Origin of the sequence: Paractinoplanes toevensis, from assembly GCF_018332695.1 — a bacterium.
In the GTDB taxonomy this organism is placed as follows: domain Bacteria; phylum Actinomycetota; class Actinomycetes; order Mycobacteriales; family Micromonosporaceae; genus Actinoplanes; species Actinoplanes toevensis.
The window spans coordinates 16,733-36,417 of record NZ_BOQN01000119.1 but is presented as its reverse complement, the minus strand read 5'-3'; the positions used below and the strand labels follow the sequence as shown (position 1 = coordinate 36,417).

Here is a 19,685-nt window from a genome sequence, read left to right as displayed (position 1 = left end):
TTCGCCGGACGACAACAACGCGACGTTCTTCTTCAACGGTGCGATGAGCATCCTGAAGCCGAAGATCGACGACGGCACCCTGGTGGTCAAGAGCAAGCAGACCGACTTCAAGACCGTCGCGATCCTGCGCTGGCAGCCGAAGACGGCCCAGGAGCGGATGGAGAACCTCCTCACCTCGACGTACCGCGCGGGCGCCAAGGTCGACGGCGTGCTCTCGCCCTACGACGGCCTGTCGATCGGCATCCTGTCCGCACTGAAGAGCAACGGTTACGGCACCGCCGCCCAGCCCTACCCGGTCGTGACCGGCCAGGACGCCGAGCTCGCGTCGGTGAAGTCGATCATCAAGGGCGAGCAGTACTCGACCATCTACAAGGACACCCGGGAGCTGGCCAAGACCACGGTGGCCATGGCCGACGCGGTCCTCAAGGGACAGCAGCCGCAGACGAACAACACCACCGACTACGACAACGGCAACAAGGTCGTCCCGTCGATGCTGCTGCAGTCGGTGATCGTCGACAAGTCGAACTACCAGAAGATCCTGGTCGACGGCGGCTACTACACCCAGGCTCAGCTGGGTTCCTGAGCGAATGAGCGACACCATTCTCCGCATGCGGGGCATCACCAAGACATTCCCGGGCGTGAAAGCGCTCGCGGATGTCAACCTGGAGGTGTCCCGCGGCGAGATCCACGCGATCTGCGGGGAGAACGGCGCCGGAAAGTCCACCCTCATGAAGGTGCTTTCCGGCGTCTACCCCCATGGTGACTACGAGGGCGCGATCGAGTTCGACGGCCAGGAATGCCGGTTCGCCGGCATCCGGGACAGCGAGCACGTGGGCATCGTGATCATCCACCAGGAGTTGGCGCTCGCGTCCAACCTCTCCATCGCCGAGAACATCTTCCTCGGCAACGAGCAGTCCAAGCGCGGCCTGATCGACTGGAACCGGACGAACGCCGCCGCGGCCGAGCTGATGCAGCGCGTCGGCCTCAACGAGAACCCGGTCACCCAGGTGATCGACCTCGGCGTGGGCAAGCAGCAGTTGGTCGAGATCGCCAAGGCGCTGTCCAAGCGGGTGCAGCTGCTCATCCTGGACGAGCCCACCGCGGCGCTCAACGACGACGACTCGGCGCACCTGCTCGAGCTGCTGCGCGGCCTGCGCGACCAGGGCATCACCTGCGTGATCATCTCGCACAAGCTCAACGAGGTGCTCGCCATCGCCGACCGGGTGACGATCCTGCGGGACGGAAAGACGATCACCACACTGCCGGCCGAGGGCCTGACCGAAGACAAGATCATCTCGGGCATGGTCGGCCGGGACCTCGACCACCGCTTCCCGCCGCACGAGCCGACCATCGGCGAGGAAGTGCTGCGGATCGAGAACTGGACCGTGCACAGCCCCGTCCAGCACGGCCGGCTGCTCGTCGACAACGCCAGCCTCAACCTGCGCCGCGGCGAGATCGTCGGCCTGGCCGGCCTGATGGGCGCCGGGCGCACCGAGTTGGCGATGAGCGTCTTCGGCCGGTCCTTCGGGACCGGCATCTCCGGCCGGGTCATCAAGGACGGCAAGGAGATTCGGTTGCGGTCCGTCCGCGAGGCCATCCGGCACGGCATCGCGTACGCGACGGAGGACCGCAAACGGTACGGGCTGAACCTGATCGAGGACATCAAGCGGAACGTCTCCGCCGCTGCCCTCGGCAAGCTGGCCAAGGTCGGCTGGGTCGACGACAACGAGGAGTACAAGGTCGCCGAGGGATACCGGCGCAGCCTCAACATCAAGGCCCCGAGCGTCGCCAGCATCACCGGCAAGCTCTCCGGCGGAAATCAGCAGAAGGTCGTCCTGTCCAAGTGGATCTTCACCGACCCGGACGTGCTGATCCTCGACGAGCCCACCCGCGGCATCGACGTCGGCGCCAAGTACGAGATCTACACGATCATCAACCGGCTCGCCGACGAGGGAAAAGCCGTGCTGCTGATCTCCTCCGAACTGCCCGAGCTGCTCGGGCTCTGCGACCGCATCTACACCCTCTCGGCCGGCCGGATCACCGGTGAGGTGCCCCGGGCCGAGGCCACCCAGGAAGGTCTGATGACCCTCATGACCGCCGGACAGGAGGCACCACGGTGAGCCTCGCCCCCAGTAACGCCGACCTCGCCGTGGGCGGCGGCCCGTCGCTGCCCGAGGCGTCCGGGACCGGCCGCAAGTTCTCGATCAACCTGCGGCAGAGCGGCATCTACATCGCCTTCGCCGCGATCGTGCTGCTGTTCACGATCCTCACCGACGGCGACATGCTCGCGCCGCAGAACATCAGCAACATCATCGTGCAGAACTCGTACATCCTGATCCTCGCGATCGGGATGATCCTGGTGATCATCTCCGGCCACATCGACCTGTCGGTCGGCTCGGTGGTCGCGGCGACCGGTGCCATCGCGGCCGTGCTGATGGTCAACCACAACATGCCGTGGCCGCTGGCCCTGCTGATCACCATCGTGGTCGGCGCCGCGATCGGCGCGTGGCAGGGCTACTGGGTGGCCTACTTCGGCATCCCCGCCTTCATCGTCACGCTCGCCGGCATGCTGCTGTTCCGCGCGATCACCTACATGATCCTCGGCAACCGCGGCATCGGCCCGTTCCCGGAATCGGTGCGGACCCTGGCCAACGGCTTCACCGACGGCTATCTGGGCAACATCGGCCTGGGCAACTATCTGGGCGGCGCCGACCTGCTCAGCCTGTTGATCGGCGTGTTCGCGGTCGTCGGCATCGTGGTCAGCCAGTGGCGGTCGCGGGCCGGCCGGGCCCGCTACGGCCAGGTGGTCGAGGCGCTCCCGCTGTTCGTCGCGAAGATCGTGGTCGCCGCCGTGGTGGTCATGTTCGTGATCGTGCAGCTGGCCCGCTTCCGCAACCTGCCGTGGGTGCTGGTCCTGCTGGCGATCCTGGTGCTCGGCTACTCGCTGCTCACCAACCGGGCCGTCTTCGGCCGGCAGATCTACGCGGTCGGCGGCAACCTGCAGGCCGCGACGCTTTCCGGCGTCAAGGTCAAGTCGGTGGTCTTCTGGATCTTCGTCAACATGGGCGTCCTGTCCGCCGTCGCCGGCATCATCTTCGCGGGCCGGCTCAACCAGGCCAACCCGACCGGCGGCGACCAGTTCGAGCTGGACGCCATCGCGGCCGCCTTCATCGGCGGTGCCGCGGTGCAGGGCGGTGTCGGCAAGGTGGTCGGCGCCATCACCGGCGGCCTGATCATGGGCGTGATCAACAACGGCATGAGCCTGATCGGCGCTCCGTCCGAACAGGTCATGCTGGTCAAGGGCGCGGTCCTGCTGGCCGCCGTCGCCTTCGACGTGTGGACCAAGCGGCGGGCCGGCGCCTCCCGCTGATCGACCCCGGAAGCGGCGCCCGGCCTCGTGGCTGGGCGCCGCTTCGGCGTAGTTCACCCCTTCCCATGACAACCGGCCTGGTAGTCGTAGCCGGCGATGTAGCGCGCCCAGACCTCCGGCGGGAGCCCGGCATCGGTGAGCCGGCAGACCGCACCGGCCGGGTCGGTGCGAACCGCGGTCAGGGAGGTCAGATCCCAGGTGCGGATCGTGTGATCGCTGCCGCCGGTCAGCAGCGTCCTGCCGTCGACGCTGAACGCCAGGGCGGTCGTGCCGCCGGCACCGGACGCAAGGAACGGATCGCCGATCCGGCGTGGGTCGTGGCGGCGGGTGACGTCCCAGAGGGTCAGGCCGGCTCTGCCGCCCTGCTCATCGCCGGCCACCGCCAGGGTGTGGCCGTCGGGCGCGAAGGCGACCAGCCCGGTGAGGCCGGCCAGTGGCCGGCCCAGTCGTCCGGGCCGGGCCGGATCCGACACGTCGAACAGGGTCGTCTTGGCGTTGTCGGCGACCGCGAGCGTCGTGCCGTCCGGCGCGAAGGCCAACGAGAGGACCTTGGCCTCCCGGGTCGCGTCGATCGTCGCCACGGAGCGGGGTCGCGCCATGTCGGTCACGTCGAAGAGGACGACCACCACGCCGTACCCCTCCGGTCCTTTCCGCATGGCGGCGAGCAGGCGACCGTCCGGTGAGAGCGTCAGCGGCCCGGTGAACCCGACCAGCGGGGCACCGGCCGGTCGTGGCTCGCGAGGTGCGGACACGTCCCAGAGGTACAGGCGGCTGCCGGTCCCTTCGATGTCGGTGCCGGTGATCGCGTACCGGGCGGCCGCATCGAACTGCGGGAGGATGGGCACCCGGCCGTCCGCCGGGGTTTCGGGCGGCAGGACGGTGAGCTTCTGCCGGGCGCCGTCCGGGCCGAGGTGCCACAGCGTGACGCGCTGGCGCTCGTCGACGGTGGCCATCGTCCGGCCGTCGACGCTGGTGACGGCGTCGTAATCGATCGGGCTGCGGGTCCCGGTGGTGACGAGCAGGCTGCGCAGGGCGGGGTTCGGCCCGGCCGCGCCGGTGGACGTGTCGGTCGCCGCCTGCGCCAGCGGTGGCCGGATCCGGCCACCCGCGTCCCAGACGATCACCTGCGCGTCCCGCGAGGCGGTGACCAGCACTCGGCCGTCGGGCGAGAAGGCGGTCGCCTCGACGGTCTCGCCGTGTGCCGCCAGCGGATCACCGATCGCGGTCGGCGCGGCCGGGTCGCTGACGTCCCACAGCAGGGCGGTCTGTCCGGAACCGGCGGCGAGTGTCGATCCGTCCGGGGCGAAGGCGACCGCGGTGATCTGATCGGCCGACCGAGCCGTCGGCCGGCCGAGGCGGGAATGGCTGTGCGCGTCCCACAACGTTACGCTTCCCGCGGCCGCGCGGTCCTGACCGGCGGCGGCGATGATCGTTCCGGCCGGGTTGATCGCCACCGACAGGGCCGGTCCGGTGTCGAGGGTCGCCACTCGCTTGAGCTTCGGCCCGTCGGCCAGTTCCCAGATGCCCGTCTCGCCGCCGCTGTCGGTGCCGTCGCCGTGGGCGTTCCCGGTTGCCACGGTGCTGCCGTCGGCCGACACGGCCAGGCTGTAGATCGGGCCGGCTCCGTCGGCGGCCGCGTCACTGAGCAGGCGGGCGTCTGCGTCCGGGCCCGCCTCCCACAGCTGGATGCGGCCGTCCGTGCCGACGCCGTCCACGTTGCTGACCGCCAGCAGGCCGGTGCCGGGAAGGAAGGCCAGGCTGGTGCCGAGGCCCTTCCACTCCGGCGTGGTCCGGGCCTGGGAGTACGGCTCGGCGGTGTCCCAGAGGACCAGGCGGCTGGTTTCCGCGCCGGTCAACTCGGCATGCACGCCGAGGATGGCCAACCGTCGTGTGCCCGGCTCGAAGGCGAGCGCCGCCACCGCTCCGATACCGGGGTCGACGGGGTCACCGAGTGGCCGTGGCCGGGCCGGGTCGGTCAGGTCCCAGAGCCGCAGCGTCTGGTCGTCGGCCCCGGTGGCCAGTACCGATCCGGCGAACGCGACCGCGTTCACCCGGGCGCGATGGCCGGCCAGCGTGCTGACGTAGCGGGTGGTGGACAGCGTCCGGAAGACGGCCAGTTCGGACTCCGGCCCCGGCCGGATCCGGTTGCCGGCCAGGGCGAGCCCGAGAGCGGTCCGCGGATCGGAGGAGACCATGCCGTCGGCGAGCGCGGCCAACTCGCGGGCGGCCGACACCTGCGCCTGCTCGTGCTCCGCGCGCGCCCGGACGACCGCGATGACCGACGCGACCGCGACCGCCACCAGAAGTGCGGTCAGCGTGACGCCGACGGCCCAGACGGTGCGCCGCAGCTGCCGGCGATGCCGGACGTGCTCGCCGACCAGCGCATCCTTCTCCACGCCGAGGATCGGCGCGGCGAGATTGGCAACCGTGTCACCGAGCTGCGGTCGCTCGTCCGACGAGGGGATCTGGCTGAGGTCCACCCAGTTCGGCTCGGTCGCGAAGACACCGGCGAGCACACCCGGCACGGCGTCCGTGATCGACCAGTCGAAGTCGTCGCCCCGCCAGTGCAGCCGCCCCGCGGTCACCGCGATGAGCAGCCGGTCGGCGCCCTTGTGCTCCACCCACCAGGCCACCTCGCGCCGCACCCACTCCGAGCCGGCCGCGGCCGGCGAGGCGAGCAGGACGAACCAGTCGGCCGCCGCCATGGACCGCACGATGCTCGGCCACAGGGCGGGCGATGCGGCCAGGTTCGTCTCGTCGCGGAAAACCCGCATGCGGCGCGGATGCCGCCACGATCCGGCGAACCTCTCGAGCTCGGACTGCAGCGCGGCGGACAGGAGCCGGTCCTGCGCATGGCTGTAGGAGATGAATGCCGAGTAGCCGTCCTTGGCCGACAGTCGTGCCACCCGGCGAGTATCAACCGCCCGGAAGCCCGCGGAATACCGCCTTTCCGACTTTCACCCGCTCATGCGACACCCAGGAGGGTCGCCGAGCCCCTGCGCGCCACCGGTGCGGCGGCTGGCCCGGATGACCGTGCCGGCTCGCAGGTCCTTGCGGAACTCGTCGGCGACGCCGGCTCGCACCGTCGTGCCGGCCACCCGGTCGCGGACGTAGATGTCGCCCGCTCCGTTGGTGTCGCCGGGTGCCAGGTTGCCGGCGTACGAGATGAAGGTGACGAACCGGCCGTTCACGCCGGCCGGCACTGCATGCAACTGCCTCGATGCTCAAAGTAGTTGCGGAAAATCGGCAACCTTTCCCCGGGGCCAAACCACTAGATCACGAAGACGTTGATCTGGAGGAACTCACCGATGAAGCACGCAAAGACCGGCGGCCGCCGACGCGCCGTCCTGGTTGGCGTTACGGCGGCCGTCGTGGCCGGGGCGGTCGGGATCACCGCCACCGCGTTCGCCGGCAGTACGTCGCTCAGCGACAACTTCGAGGACGGCGATACGGCCGGCTGGTCGAAGTCCGGGGGTTCCTGGTCGGTGGTGACCGACGGCAGCAAGGCGCTCCGGCAGTCCGATGCGGCCAGTGCGCTGGCTCGGCAGTTCGCCGGGGACGGCGACTGGACCGATTACACGCTGACCGCCGAGGTGCGAGCGGTGACCCTCAGCGGGAGCTCGGCCACGGCCGGCATCGCGGCCCGGGCCGGCGGTGCCCACCAGTTCGAGCGGCTGGTGCTCGCGCCCGGCGCGGCCCGCCTCGAGGAGGTGAAGGGCTCGGCCGTCACCGTGCTCGGCAGCCTGACCCTGGCGTCGGCCGCGACCGGCTTCCACACGCTGCGCCTGGACGTCGAGGGCGGCACGGTGACCGGCTATGTGGACGGTGCGAAGGTCGGCAGCGGCTCGGCCAAGCTCACCAAGGGCCGGGTCGGCCTGATCACCACGTCGGCCGCCGCGTCCTTCGACGACGTCTCGGTGACCGCGCTCGCCGGCGCGCCCGCAACGTCGTCACCGGCCGCCAGGGCGACGGCGACCGCATCGCCGACGCCGACGAAGACCGCCACCGCCGCACCGACCACGGCATCGCCGACGCCGACCAAGACCGCTACCGCGACAGCGACCGCCACGCCCACCGCGGCCGCGACCAGCTGGCCCAAGCCGGTCAGCACCACCACCCTCACCGCCACCAAGGCCGTGACCGGCACGTTCGACGGCGGCAACGTCGAGTTCATCGGCGGCGGTGCCCTGGGTGACGGCGGCCAGGACGAGGGGCAGGACCCGCTGTTCCAGCTCGCCGACGGGGCCACCCTGGCCAACGTGATCATCGGTGCGCCGGCGGCCGACGGTGTGCACTGCGCGGGCACCTGCACGCTGAAGAACGTGTGGTGGCTCGACGTGGGTGAGGACGCCGCCACCTTCAAGGGCACGGCGGCGAGCCAGACCATGACGGTCGACGGCGGCGGCGCCATGCACGCCTCGGACAAGGTGTTCCAGCACAACGGGCCGGGCACGTTCGTCATCAAGAACTTCCAGGCCACCGACATCGGCAAGCTGTACCGCTCGTGCGGCAACTGCTCGAAGCAGTTCGCCCGCAAGGTGCAGATCTCCAACGTCACGGTCACCGCGCCGGTGAAGACCCTGGCCGGCATCAACCCGAACCTCGGCGACACCGCCACGATCACCGGCGCCACCATCATCGGCGGCAAGTCGACGAACGTGTGCGCCCTGTTCAAGGGGGTTACCAGCGGCGAACCGACGGAGACGAGCAACGTCCCGGACGGCGTCGCCTGCATCGCCACCGGCATCACCCTGAAGTAACAAGAGCGACCGCGGGCCGGCCCCCGCGGTTACGGAGTGCCGGTCCAGGACCCTTCAGCCCGGCCCTGGACCGGCGCCTCGACTACCACCGCAACGCCCCGGGCGCGAAGGCCGGCACCACCGGCCTGTGCGGCGCGATCGGCGCGACCCGCCGGTAGGGCTCGCCCAGTGCGGGCCGAGGGTCGTCCTCGCCGGCGTTGGGCCACAGCGAGAGGGCCCGCTCGGACAGTGCGGTGATCGTCAGGGACGGATTGACGCCCAGGTTCGCGGCGACCGCCGAGCCGTCGATCACGTGCAGGCCGGGATGCCCGTACAGCCGGTGGTAGGGGTCGATGACGCCGCGCGTGGCGTCCTCGCCGATGGCGCAACCACCGATGAAGTGGCCGGTGACCGGCCGGCCGATCAGCTCGGTCATCGAACCCAGCGGGACCCCGTCGATCTTCTCGGCGACCCGCCGCGCGACGTCGTGGGCGGCCGGGACCCAGACCGGGTTCGGTTCGCCGACGCCGGGGCGGCTGCGCAGTCGCCGCCCGAACACGCCGCGGGCCGTGTGCAGCGTGATCGAGTTGTCGAGGGGCTGCATTCCCAGGACCACGATCGTCTGCTCCGACCAGCGCCGGGGCGAGGCGAGCAACCGGAGATCCTTACGGTCGCGCCACAGCTGCCTGATCCCGGTGAGCAGCCGCGATCTGCCGCCGGTGTCATCCACCAGCACGGTGGCCAGCAACGCGAGCAGGTTGCTGCCCCGTCCGTAGCGGACCGGCTCGACGTGCGTGCTGGCATCCGGATGGATCGACGAGGTGATCGCGACCCCGCGGCTGAAGTCGGCGTCCCGGCGGCGGGTGCGCGCTCCCAGGATGGATTCGGAGTTCGTCCGGGACAGCTCGCCGAGCCGGGGGGAGATGTGCGGCAGCCGCCCGCGGTCGCGCAGGCCGTGCAGCAGCCGCTGGGTGCCGAGGGCACCCGCGGCGAAGATCACCTGCCCGGCGGTCAGCTCACCCTTGGCGATCCCTCCCGTTTTCCGGGTACGGACGGAGAAGCCCCCCACCGCAAGTTCCTGTACGTCGGTGACGGTGGTCAGTGGCCGCACCTCGGCCCCGGCCCGCTCGGCCAGGTAGAGGTAGTTCTTGACCAGCGTGTTCTTGGCGCCCACCCGGCATCCGGTCATGCAGGCCCCGCAGAGTGTGCAAGCGCGCCGCTCCGGCCCGGCACCCCCGAAGAACGGGTCGGCGATCGGCCGCCCGGGATCGGCCCGGCTGTCGGAGGGGGTGGCGAACAGGACGCCCACCGGCGTACGCCGGAAGGTGTTCTCGACGCCCAGGTCTTGGGCCACCGCGAGCAACGCGCGGTCCGACGGCGTCTCGACCGGGTTGGTGGTCACGCCGAGCATGCGTTTGGCCTGGTCGTAGGCGGGGGCAAGCTCGGCCTTCCAATCCGTGATGGTGGACCACTGTGGATCGGCGAAGAACGCGTCGGGCGGCTCGTAGAGGGTGTTCGCGTAACCGAGGGAGCCGCCGCCGACACCGGTGCCGGACATGATCATGGCGTGCCGCAGCAGGGTCAGGCGCAGGATGCCGTAGCAGCGCAGGGCCGGTGCGTAGAGATAGCGGCTCAGGCGCCAGGACGTCTCGGCGAACTCGTCGTCGGCGAAACGGCGGCCGGCCTCCAGAACCGCCACCCGGTAGCCCTTCTCCGTCAGGCGCAGGGCGCTCACGCTGCCACCGAAACCCGACCCGACGATCACGACATCGAAATCATGCGCCATGGCGTACGGTGGCATCGTTGTTGGCGACATGTCAATAAGCGGAGGCGGCCCGTGAACCACCATCGGCAGGGCAGCGGCAGTCCGATTGTGCTGATCCACGGCATCGGGAGCCGGTGGCAGGTCTGGAAACCGGTGCTGGACCGCCTCGCCGAATGGCACGACGTGATCGCGCTGGACCTGCCCGGGTTCGGCGGGACGCCGTTCGACGGGGTGCCGGGCTCGGTGCCGCACCTGGCCGACCGGGTGGCCGCGTTCCTCGGCTCGCTGGGGGTGGAGCGGCCCGCGATCGGCGGCAGCTCGCTGGGCGGTGGCGTCGCGCTCGAGCTGGCCCGGCGCGGGCTCGCCCGGTCGGTGGTGGCGTTCTCGCCGGTCGGTTTCTTCGGGCCGGCCGAGGCGGCCTGGTGCCGCACGGTCGTCGGCGGCGCCCGGGCCGCCGGCACCGCGCTCGGGCCGGCGCTTCCGCGGCTCTTCGCCCGCCGGGCCGGCCGGGTGGCGCTGTGCGGGGTGTTCTTCGGCCGGCCGGGGTCACTGCCGCCGGACGAGTGCCTGGCTGACGCCCGGGCGATGATCACTGCCCCCGGCTTCACCGGCGCCCGGCGCGCGCTGGGGGAGTGGCGGCTGACCGAGCCGATCACCGGCGTCCCGGTGACGATCGCGTGGGGCGACCGCGACGTGGTGCTGCCCTACCGCCAGGCACGACAGGCCCGGCGCGTCCTCCCGAACGCCCGCCACGTCCGCCTCGCCGGCTGCGGCCACCTGCCGTTCGCCGACGACCCACGCACCTGCGGCCGCCTCCTGCTGGAAGCGGCCTGACCGGTCAGCGGTCTTTGACCACGATGCCCAGGACGTGGGCCAGTGCCGGGGCCGCCTCGGCCAGCTGGGAGCCGTCGATGGTCGCGCCGCGCAGGGCGTCCCAGCCCTGGGCGATGTCGAGCTCCCGGGCGCCGCGGAAGTCGAGTTTCTTCGCGGTCACCTTGTTGAAGCGGGCCCGGCGGATGGCGGAACCGGGGAACGTCACGCCGATCAGGGTGGCGTCGCCGAAGTCGACCTCGGTCAGGTCGCAGTCGCGGAACTCGACGTCCTGCAGCTTGGCGCCGCGCAGGTTGAGGCTGTCGACCTTGCAGGACTGGACCACGACCCGCCGCCAGTAGGACCGGTAGGACTGCACGCCGGCCAGCACGCTGTCCAGGATCGTGGTGTCCAGCAGCTGCGACTCGGCCCAGTCGCCGCCGATCCAGCGGCAGCGCGACATCCACACGTCGTCGAGGCGGACGTGGTCGAACGTGCCGCCGCTGAACGTCACGCCGGTGATCGCGCTCTCGCCGAACCGGGTGCCGGGCGCCTGCACCTCGTCCAGTTCGGCGCCGTCGAGGTGCACCTCGGTGTGGTCGCCGTCGTGGCCCAGCTCGCCGCGGAAGGGCTGGAGGTGGCGGGCGTACGGCAGCGAGGCGAGATCGTGGACGACGGGCATGCCGGCACCCTACCGGCCGGATGCGCGGGTGATCGTGCCAAGGGGCGGCGTGGCCTGAATGCCTGGTCGCAGTCGGTTTCCGGACATCGTTCGCGGCGCTATTGGCACACTGCCAACAGGCTGCTACTTTCGGGCGACGGACCCGTGCCGCCGTGCCGGCACGCTGATGAGGGGACGTTGATGAGCCAGCCCCGCGCCACCATCGCGCTTGAATCTACCATCTTCGATCTATGGGATCTGGACCGTTTGTCCGATCCGGACAGTCCGCTCGACCTGTTCATCCTCGTCGACTCCGGCGAGGGTGAGGACGGCGGCGGCAGCCATACGCCGCCGGCCGAGTTCGGCACCGGGGAGGACGCACCGGAGAAGGCCGACACCGGTGACGACGAACCGGACGAGACCACCGAGGGTGAGGACGGCGGCGGGAGCCACACGCCCCCGGCGAAGACGTCCGAGCCGACCGACCGGGCCGAAGCACTCGGCGGATGAGCGAAACTCTGACGAAGCCGCGCGTCGTCATCATCGGCGCCGGCTTCGGCGGGATCGCGGCGGCCGTCGAGCTGCTCAGGCAGGGGTTCGACAACCTCGTCCTGCTGGAGAAGGGCGATGCGGTCGGCGGGGTGTGGCGGGCCAACTCGTACCCGGGTTGTGCCTGCGACGTGCCGGCCCCGCTGTACTCGTACTCCTTCGCCCCTAATCCGCGCTGGTCGCGGCGGTTTCCGCCGCACGACGAGATCCTGGCCTACGCCCGGCAGACCGCCGACCGGTTCGGTGTCACGCCGCGGGTGCGGTTCGGCACCGAGGTCACCGACGCCGTCTGGGACGCGGCGGCGGCCCGCTGGCGGATCACGACGAGCGCCGGCGAGGAGATCGTCGCCGACATCCTGGTGCCGGCAGTCGGGCAGCTCAGCCGGCCGTCGACGCCCTCGCTGCCGGGGGCGGAGCGGTTCGCCGGGCGGGCCGTGCACACCGCACAGTGGGATCCGGCCGTCCCGATCGACGGCATGCGGGTCGCCGTCGTCGGCACCGGGGCCAGCGCGATCCAGCTGGTTCCGGCCATCGCGGGCCGGGCCGCGCACGTCACCGTGTTCCAGCGCAGCGCGCCGTGGACGCTGCCGAAACCGGATCGGCGGTACGGTGCGGGCCGCCGGTTCGCGTACCGGAAAATGCCGCGACTGATGCACCTGCCGCGCGCCGCGACCTGGGCCATGACCATCGTGACCGGCCTCGCCGTCACCGGGAACCGCCCGGCCGGCGCGTTCCTGCGTGGCGTCTCCGGCCTGCAGCGCCGGTGGCAGGTGCGCGATCCGGCGCTGCGGGCCCGGGTGACCCCGGACGAGCCGATGGGCTGCAAGCGGGTGCTGTTCACCAGTTCCTGGCTGCCCACGCTGGCCCGCCCGGACGCCACGCTGGTCACCGAGAAGATCGTCGAGGTGGTCCCGGACGGCATTCGGACGGCTGACGGCCTGGTGCATGGTTGCGACCTGCTGGTGTACGCGACGGGCTTCGCGGCCACCGAGTTCCTGGCGCCGATGCGGATCACGGGCCGTGACGGCCGCACGCTCGACGAGGAATGGCGTGACGGTGCGTACGCGTACCTCGGGGTGGCCGTGCCGAATTTCCCCAACCTGTTCCTGATCTACGGTCCGAACACCAACACCGGCAACACGTCGGTGTTGTATTTCCACGAGGCCCAGGCGCGTTACCTGGCGCGGCTGGTCCGCCGGGTCACCGAGGATCAAACCCCGATCGAGGTACGCCGGGAGCGCGCCACCGCCTACGACGGCGAGATGCAGTCCCGCCTCGCCGGTAGCGTGTGGACCGGTTGCCAGAGCTGGTACCGCACGGCGACCGGGCGCATCGTCACGAACTGGCCGGGCATGGCCGGTGAATATCATCGCCGGACGGCACGCCTCGATGACGGTGATTACACGCCCATAACGGCCCGAAACGAAACGACTCGATGACTGCTAGCGTGGCGCAATGTCGTATCTGCGCCGGGGGCTGGCGCTGTTGATACTGCTGGCCAGTGGCATGTCCGCTGCCAGTTGTAAGGGCAAAGAGGCCGACGAGTGGCTCACCGCCCAACTCGTCGACAACAAGGTCGTGCTCACCGTCGGTGGGCAATGTGGGGCGCAGAGTTATCTGCGCCGTCTCGAGGTCGCTGACACCGTCACCCCCAACCCGTCCGGTTCCGGATCATCCCGCCATCTGCTGTGGGCGGTTCGCCGCCTCGATCCATCGAGCGCCACCCCCACCGTGACCGTCGGCGAGGTTCCGGCCGGCTTCGACGAACTCACTCCGATGGGGTCGCTGACCTGGCCCATCGCGGTCGACGTGTGGACCAACTTCCGGTACGGAGTGGACATCCCCCAGGGTGATCTCTCCGACGGAACAGCCAAGAAGTACGAGCCGCAGCCGATCTGGAACGAGAAGTCCGAAGTGCGCCCACCGAAGTGCTGATCTGATCCGCCCTCGACTCCGGGTGGCGGCCCGGAGCAGGTGGCCGGTCTCGATCAGGTGGAGGTCAGCACGTAGCGGGTGCCGGGGTGGGCGGTGAACGTGACACGGTCGCCGTCGTGCACGGCCCCGGCCGTACCGCCGGAAAGCTCGGCCGAGCCGATCGCCCAAGCCGCGTTTCGCAGGGTTATCCGGCCGCCGTGACCGGCCGTCACCGCCACCTCGTGCGCGAGCCCGGCCGACCAGGCGATGTCGACCGTCAGGTCGCCGCGGGCCCGCAGGCCCGTCACACGGCCGGCCGGCCAGGCCGACGGCAGGGCCGGCAGGATCTGCACCTCGTCGCCGTGCGACTGGAGCAGCATTTCCACGATGCCCGCGGTGGCACCGAAGTTGCCGTCGATCTGGAACGGCGGGTGGGTGTCCCACAGGTTCGCCAGCGTGCTGGTCTTCAGCTGCTCGCTCAGCATCAGGTGGGCGTGGTCGCCGTCGAGCAGCCGCGCCCAGAAATTGATCTTCCAGGCCTTGCTCCAGCCGGTGCCGCCGTCGCCACGGGCCCGCAGCGAGACCTCGGCCGCCCGGGTCAGCGCCGGCGTGGTGGCCGGGGTGATCTGCCGGCCCGGGTGCAGGCCGAACAGGTGCGAGACGTGCCGGTGTTCGTCGGCGGGATCGTCCCAGTCGGCCTTCCATTCCTGAAGCTGCCCCCAACTGCCGATCCGGGTGCCCGGGTCGAGCTGTTTCAGCGCCTTACCGACCTCGGCGCCGAATTGCTCGTCGCCCATCAACCCGGCCGCCTCGGTGACGGCGGTGAACAGGTCCCAGACGATCTGCTGCGACATGGCCGCGCCGGCCGAGAAATCGCCGTGCTCCGGGGAGTAGCTGGGGGAGACCACGAGGGTGCCGTCGCGCGGGTCGGTGACCAGCTCGGCCAGCCAGAAACGGGCCACCTCCCGCATGACCGGGTAGGCGTGGTCGCGCAGGAAACGGTCGTCCAGGGTGAACCGGTAATGGTCGTAGAAATGGTGGGCCAGCCACGCCGCCGCCTCCGGGAACCAGAACGCGGTCGGCCAGTCGTGCACCCCGGTGAAACCGAACGGGTTCGTCTCGTTGTGCACCACCCAGCCCGGATTGCCGAACATCGTCCGGGCCGTCTCCGCACCCGGCCGTTGAAGCGCTTCGACGAACCGGAAGAAAGGGGCGGTGGTGTCGCCGAGGTTGGCCGGGCCGGCCAGCCAGTAGTTCATCTGGATATTGATGTTCGTGTGGTAATCGGCACTCCACGGCGCCGATTCGAACCTGTTCCAGACGCCCTGGAGATTGGCCGGCAGGATCTCGCCGTCCCGGCTCGAGGCGATCAGCAGATAGCGTCCGTACTGGAAGAAGAGCGCCTCGAGCGCCCGGTCGGCGCCCTGGTAATCGGCGAGGACCTGATCGGTCGGCCGGTGCGGCATCCGCCCGCCGAGGTCCAGTCGCACCCGGTCGAAAAGACCGCGGTGGTCGCGCCGATGCGCTTCCCGCAATGAGGGGTACGCGGTTTTCGCCGCCCGGTCGAGATCGGCCGTGACGCGGTGATGCGGGTCGGCGCCGCGGTATTCGGGATAGCGGTCACCGTAGTTCGTGCCCGCCGCCACGAGGATCGTCGCGCTGTCGGCGCCGGCCACCGTGACCTCGCCGGCCGGGTTCTCGGTGCGGGTGCCGCCCCGGACGAGGATCTGCACCTGCCCCTCGAATCGGAGGCCGTTGTCGGTCAGCGCACCGGCGGTGGTGATGCGGCCGTTCATCGCCGTGGTGGTGGCGGTCCGATTGGCCGGCAACTTCACGGCCACGGTGAAGGAGACCTGGCCGGGCCGGTCGGCGCTCAGCTGGACGACGATCACCCGGTGCGGATGGCTCACGAAATGCTCCCGGCGGTGCCGGACGTCGCCCGCGGTGTATTCGACGGTGGCGATCGCATCGGCGATGTCGAGTTCACGGCGGTAGTTCTCCGCGTCGGCGGTCGGCAGGGTGAGGACGAGTTCCCCGAAACTCTGATAGCTGCCGTACCCGATCCGAGCCTGCCCGAGCGCCGCCGCCACTTCTTCGGGCGCCACCCGTACCCGGTCATTGATCTGTTCTTGAATGTGCGTGATCGCCCCCGGCCGGGGTTCCCGCCAATTGCCGAAGTCATAGCCGGACGCCGATCCCGGCCCGCCGGTCCACAGCGTCTTCTCGTTGAACTGAATGGTCTCGACGCCGACCCGCCCGAAGACCATCGCCCCGAGCGTGCCGTTGCCGATCGGCAGGGCCTGGCTCTCCCAGTCGGCGGCGGGCGCGTCGTACCAGAGCGTGAGCCCGTCGACGTCCGGCCGCCCGGCCTCCGCCGCCCCGGCGACCCCCGGCCGGCCGCCCGCGGCGACCACGGCCGCGCCGGTGCCGGCCAGCACGACCCGGCGGCTGACCGCCTCCGTCAGTGGTTGCACGCGCACTCCCCGCAATAATTGAGACGCCTCAATCGCCCCTGGGAGGCTACGAAAAAGAGAGCGTGAGCGAAACGCCCAGCGCGGAAGAGAGAGGGGAGCCGGCCCTCAAGCGCGAAACGGGCAGTAGGGAGCTTTCGGGATGAAGGGCGCGTTGCCCGGGCGCATCCATTCCGCGGACCCACGATCCCGCCATGCGGGTGACGTTTCCATCTTCCACCCGCGGCACGCCGATATGCCGTCTGTATCCGGCAGCGACCGGACGACCCACGGCGAACTTGTCGAGTTCACACCCCGCTCAGTGCCGCACTTTCCAAGATCTCGCGGGGAAACGCGGGGGCGAAACCGCACCACCTCTTGCGCACCCCACCCCGCCCGGCGCCATTGCAGATGTTGCCGACTTGCCGCTCTGTCCGCACGGCGAGTCCACAAGATCGGGTGCGGGCCCGCCCGCAGCGGGCGCGTGGAGGGCGAGCTGCACCGGCCGGGACCGCGTGCCGCGGGACTGAGCCGGCCCGTACGGAAAAGGTTTGATCGAAAGCGCACGGAGGCGGGGCGCTAGACTCGCGCGGATGTGGCTGGACCGGATGTGGCGCAAGCATCATGAAGCGGCGAAGTTTCTGCTGGTCGGGGGTGTTTGTTTTGTCGCCACGACCGTTGTCAATTACGCGCTGAAGCTGACCGTCCTGCACCAGAAACCGGTGACCGCTCTCGCGTTCGCCACGGTGCTGAGCACGATCCTGTCCTACGTGCTGAACCGGGAGTGGTCGTTCCGGGCCCGGGGCGGCCGGGAGCGTCATCACGAGGCCGCGCTGTTCTTCGCGGTCAGCGCGGTCGGCATCGTCCTCAACCTGATCCCGCTCGGCGTCTCCCGCTACCTGCTCCTGCTGCGGGTGCCGGAGGTGTCCCGCCCGGTGCAGGAGATCGCCGACTTCGTCAGCGGCATCGTCCTCGGCACGCTGATCGCGATGGTTTTCCGGCTGTGGGCGTTCAAGCGGTGGGTCTTCCCGCACCCGCAGGCCGACCGGCCCCGCCGCACCGCGCGGGGGCCGCGCACCCGCCTGCTGCGCCACGAGCGGCAACGGCTGAAGAAGTGACACGAGCTTGTCGGGTGTCATCATCTTTTCGGATATGTCGGGCCGACTGATCAGACATCGACTCTCTCCGTTTGTGTGACCTGGGTAACGGTCTTATGTTCACGGTCATAGCAGGTCGGGACGGCGTCCACCGCGCCCCCACCTCCTGCCGCGCGAACGGAGACACCCATGAAACGCACGCTCCCGGCCGTCCTCCTCTCTCTCACCCTCGTGCTCGCGGCCGGCTGTGACGGCAGCGGGGGCGGCGACGCCTCGAAGGCCAACGCCGCCGCCGGGCCGATCACCATCTGGCTCTCCAACAACCAGGAGGAGCTGGCCTGGGGCAAGGCCATGGTCCAGGCGTGGAACTCGGCGCACGCCGACCAGGCGATCACCGCGCAGGAGATCCCGGCCGGCAACACCTCCGAGGAGGTGATCGGCGCCGCGATCACGGCCGGCAACGCCCCCTGCCTGATCTTCAACACCGCGCCGGCCGCCGTGCCGCAGTTCCAGAAGCAGGGCGGGCTGGTCGCGCTGGACACGTTCGACGGTGCCGCGCAGTACATCGCCGACCGGACCGGCTCCACCGCCGAGCAGTACAAATCGCCGGACGGCAAGTTCTATCAGATGCCGTGGAAGTCCAACCCGGTGATGATCTTCTACAACAAGGACCTGTTCGCGAAGGCCGGCATTCAGCCGGTCCTGTCCACCTACGACGAGTTCCTGGCCGCGGCCCGCAAGCTCAAGGCGTCCGGGGTCGCCGCCATCTACCCGGCGCCGAGCAGCGAGTTCTTCCAGTCCTGGTTCGACTTCTACCCGCTGTTCGCGGCCGAGACCGACGGCAAGCAGCTGGTGCAGGACGGTAAGGCGCAGTTCGACTCGCCCGAGGGGCAGAAGGTCGCCGCCTTCTGGAAGGCGCTCTACGACGAGGGTCTCGCGCCCAAGGAGAAGTACAACGGCGACGCGTTCGCCGACCAGAAGTCGGCCATGGCGATCGTCGGGCCGTGGGCGATCGCGGTCTACGGCGACAAGGTCAAGTGGGGTGCGGTTCCGGTGCCCACCTCGACCGGGAAGCCGGCCGAGCAGATCAAGACGTTCAGCGACGCCAAGAACGTGGCCATGTACAGCGCCTGCCAGAACCGGGCCACCGCCTGGGAGGTGCTCAAGTTCGCCACGAGCAAGGAGCAGGACGGCGATCTGCTGGGCAAGACCGGTCAGATGCCGTTGCGTACGGACCTCGCCGCCGCCTACCCGGACTACTTCGCCAAGAACCCGGCCTACAAGCAGTTCGCCGATCAGGCCGCGCGCACCGTCGAGGTGCCGAACGTGCCGAACTCGGTGGCCATCTGGCAGGCGTTCCGGGACGCGTACTCGCAGTCGGTGATCTTCGGAAAGCAACCGGTGGCCGACGCGTTCGACGGCGCCGCGCAGAAGGTCGACCAGCTCGCGAGCGGCTCGTGAGGTTCCTCGGCCGGCACCCGGTCGGGATGATCCTGTCGGCGCCGTACGCCGTCTACCTCGCGGTGATCTTCGCGTATCCGCTGGGGTTCGCGGTCTGGATGAGCTTCCACGACTACTTCTTCGCGGCCCCCGGTGCCATCGTCGACCACCCGTTCGTCGGGCTCGACAACTACCGGGCGGTGCTCGGCGATCCCGGCGTACACCAGGCCTTCCGGAATATTTTGATCTTCCTGGTCATCAACGTGCCGCTCACCACGGGGCTCGCTCTGGTGCTGGCGGTGGCGCTCAACCGGGCGGTGCACGCGCGGGCGTTCCTGCGGGTCGCGTTCTACGTCCCGTACGTGACGGCCAGCGTCGCCGTGGTCGGCGTCTGGTTGTTCCTGTTCAACACCAACGGGCTGGTCAACTCGGCGCTCGGCCCGCTCGCCCCGGACCCGTCCTGGCTGATCAACGAGAGCCTGGCGATGCCGACCATCGCCGTCTTCGTCACCTGGAAGCAGCTCGGGTTCTTCATCCTGCTCTACCTGGCCGCCCTGCAGAACGTGCCGAAGGAGCTGTACGAGTCGGCCGCGGTCGACGGCGCCTCGGCCTGGAACCGGTTCTGGTCGGTGACCGTGCCGGCCGTGCGCCCGGCCACCGCGCTCGTGGTGATCCTGGCGCTGATCACCGGCGCCAACCTGTTCACCGAGCCGTACCTGCTGACCGGGGGCGGCGGCCCGAGCGGTGCGTCCGCCTCGCCGGTCCTGGTCATGTACCAGCGCGGCCTGCAGCAGGGCGAACCGGACTTCGCGGCGGCGCTCGGCGTCCTGCTGGTCATCGGCGTGCTGATCGTCGCGTACATCAATCGCCGGCTCATCGAGAGGGACTGA

General features: G+C 70.1%; 16 protein-coding genes. 11 read left to right on the top strand and 5 right to left on the bottom strand.

Translation table 11 applies throughout. The features are described from left to right. From Ato02nite_RS41405 to mmsB, 3 genes are all read left to right on the top strand, one after another. On the top strand, nt 1-583 hold a 583-nt coding region (locus tag Ato02nite_RS41405; RefSeq protein ID WP_213012179.1), incomplete at its 5' end, for a substrate-binding domain-containing protein. A 4-nt stretch (nt 584-587) separates the two neighbouring features. Further along, nucleotides 588-2,120, top strand: coding sequence for a multiple monosaccharide ABC transporter ATP-binding protein (gene mmsA / locus Ato02nite_RS41400; RefSeq protein WP_213012178.1), 1,533 nt, complete (start codon nt 588-590; stop codon nt 2,118-2,120). Further along, nucleotides 2,117-3,370 carry a multiple monosaccharide ABC transporter permease gene (gene mmsB, locus Ato02nite_RS41395; protein ID WP_213012177.1) on the top strand — a complete coding sequence of 418 codons (1,254 nt, stop codon included), beginning with the start codon at nt 2,117-2,119 and terminating at the stop codon, nt 3,368-3,370. Before mmsA ends, mmsB begins: the two co-directional genes overlap by 4 nt. A gap of 53 nt (nt 3,371-3,423) precedes the next feature. Here mmsB and Ato02nite_RS41390 read toward each other — a convergent pair whose 3' ends face one another. Further along, on the bottom strand, nt 3,424-6,276 hold the full coding sequence (locus Ato02nite_RS41390) for a toll/interleukin-1 receptor domain-containing protein (protein ID WP_213012176.1): 2,853 nt from the start codon (nt 6,274-6,276) through the stop codon (nt 3,424-3,426). A gap of 51 nt (nt 6,277-6,327) precedes the next feature. Next, nucleotides 6,328-6,582 (bottom strand): hypothetical protein, encoded by a 255-nt coding sequence (locus Ato02nite_RS41385; RefSeq protein ID WP_213012175.1) that lies wholly within the window; start codon nt 6,580-6,582, stop codon nt 6,328-6,330. 96 nt (nt 6,583-6,678) lie between these two features. Between Ato02nite_RS41385 and Ato02nite_RS41380 the strand changes: the two genes are divergently transcribed. After that, entirely contained in the window at nt 6,679-8,130 is a 1,452-nt protein-coding gene (locus Ato02nite_RS41380; RefSeq protein WP_213012174.1) for a pectate lyase, read from the top strand. 82 nt (nt 8,131-8,212) lie between these two features. Here the strand turns inward: Ato02nite_RS41380 and Ato02nite_RS41375 are convergent, their stop codons facing one another. Further along, entirely contained in the window at nt 8,213-9,895 is a 1,683-nt protein-coding gene (locus Ato02nite_RS41375; RefSeq protein ID WP_213012173.1) for an FAD-dependent oxidoreductase, read from the bottom strand. A gap of 51 nt (nt 9,896-9,946) precedes the next feature. On the opposite strand from Ato02nite_RS41375, the gene Ato02nite_RS41370 reads away from it, so the two are divergent. Continuing rightward, the gene (locus Ato02nite_RS41370) at nt 9,947-10,708 is read left to right on the top strand and encodes an alpha/beta fold hydrolase (protein ID WP_213012172.1); all 762 of its coding nucleotides are present in this window, start codon (nt 9,947-9,949) and stop codon (nt 10,706-10,708) included. A 4-nt stretch (nt 10,709-10,712) separates the two neighbouring features. Here Ato02nite_RS41370 and Ato02nite_RS41365 read toward each other — a convergent pair whose 3' ends face one another. Continuing rightward, nucleotides 10,713-11,366, bottom strand: a complete 654-nt coding sequence (locus tag Ato02nite_RS41365) for a pentapeptide repeat-containing protein (RefSeq protein WP_213012171.1) — start codon at nt 11,364-11,366, stop codon at nt 10,713-10,715. 180 nt (nt 11,367-11,546) lie between these two features. Between Ato02nite_RS41365 and Ato02nite_RS41360 the strand changes: the two genes are divergently transcribed. From Ato02nite_RS41360 to Ato02nite_RS41350, 3 genes are read left to right on the top strand one after another with little or no spacing between them, the layout of a single operon-like run. Continuing rightward, complete coding sequence (locus Ato02nite_RS41360; RefSeq protein ID WP_213012170.1) at nt 11,547-11,855, top strand: hypothetical protein; 309 nt, start codon at nt 11,547-11,549, stop codon at nt 11,853-11,855. Continuing rightward, a complete protein-coding gene (locus Ato02nite_RS41355; protein ID WP_213012169.1) occupies nt 11,852-13,333 on the top strand; it encodes a flavin-containing monooxygenase in 1,482 nt (493 codons plus the stop codon). The genes Ato02nite_RS41360 and Ato02nite_RS41355 overlap by 4 nt, the downstream gene beginning before the upstream one ends. Nucleotides 13,334-13,349: 16 nt before the next feature. Further along, nucleotides 13,350-13,829, top strand: coding sequence for a hypothetical protein (locus Ato02nite_RS41350; RefSeq protein ID WP_213012168.1), 480 nt, complete (start codon nt 13,350-13,352; stop codon nt 13,827-13,829). A 53-nt stretch (nt 13,830-13,882) separates the two neighbouring features. On the opposite strand, the gene Ato02nite_RS41345 is transcribed toward Ato02nite_RS41350, so the two are convergent. Further along, nucleotides 13,883-16,282, bottom strand: a complete 2,400-nt coding sequence (locus Ato02nite_RS41345) for a glycoside hydrolase family 95 protein (RefSeq protein WP_246608026.1) — start codon at nt 16,280-16,282, stop codon at nt 13,883-13,885. 569 nt (nt 16,283-16,851) lie between these two features. Here Ato02nite_RS41345 and Ato02nite_RS41340 point away from each other — a divergent pair. The 3 genes from Ato02nite_RS41340 to Ato02nite_RS41330 all read left to right on the top strand — a co-directional run bounded on the left by Ato02nite_RS41340 (nt 16,852) and on the right by Ato02nite_RS41330 (nt 19,685). Next, entirely contained in the window at nt 16,852-17,376 is a 525-nt protein-coding gene (locus tag Ato02nite_RS41340; RefSeq protein ID WP_213012167.1) for a GtrA family protein, read from the top strand. 168 nt (nt 17,377-17,544) lie between these two features. After that, complete coding sequence (locus Ato02nite_RS41335) at nt 17,545-18,816, top strand: extracellular solute-binding protein (RefSeq protein ID WP_213012166.1); 1,272 nt, start codon at nt 17,545-17,547, stop codon at nt 18,814-18,816. Beyond that, entirely contained in the window at nt 18,813-19,685 is an 873-nt protein-coding gene (locus Ato02nite_RS41330; RefSeq protein WP_213012165.1) for a carbohydrate ABC transporter permease, read from the top strand. Before Ato02nite_RS41335 ends, Ato02nite_RS41330 begins: the two co-directional genes overlap by 4 nt.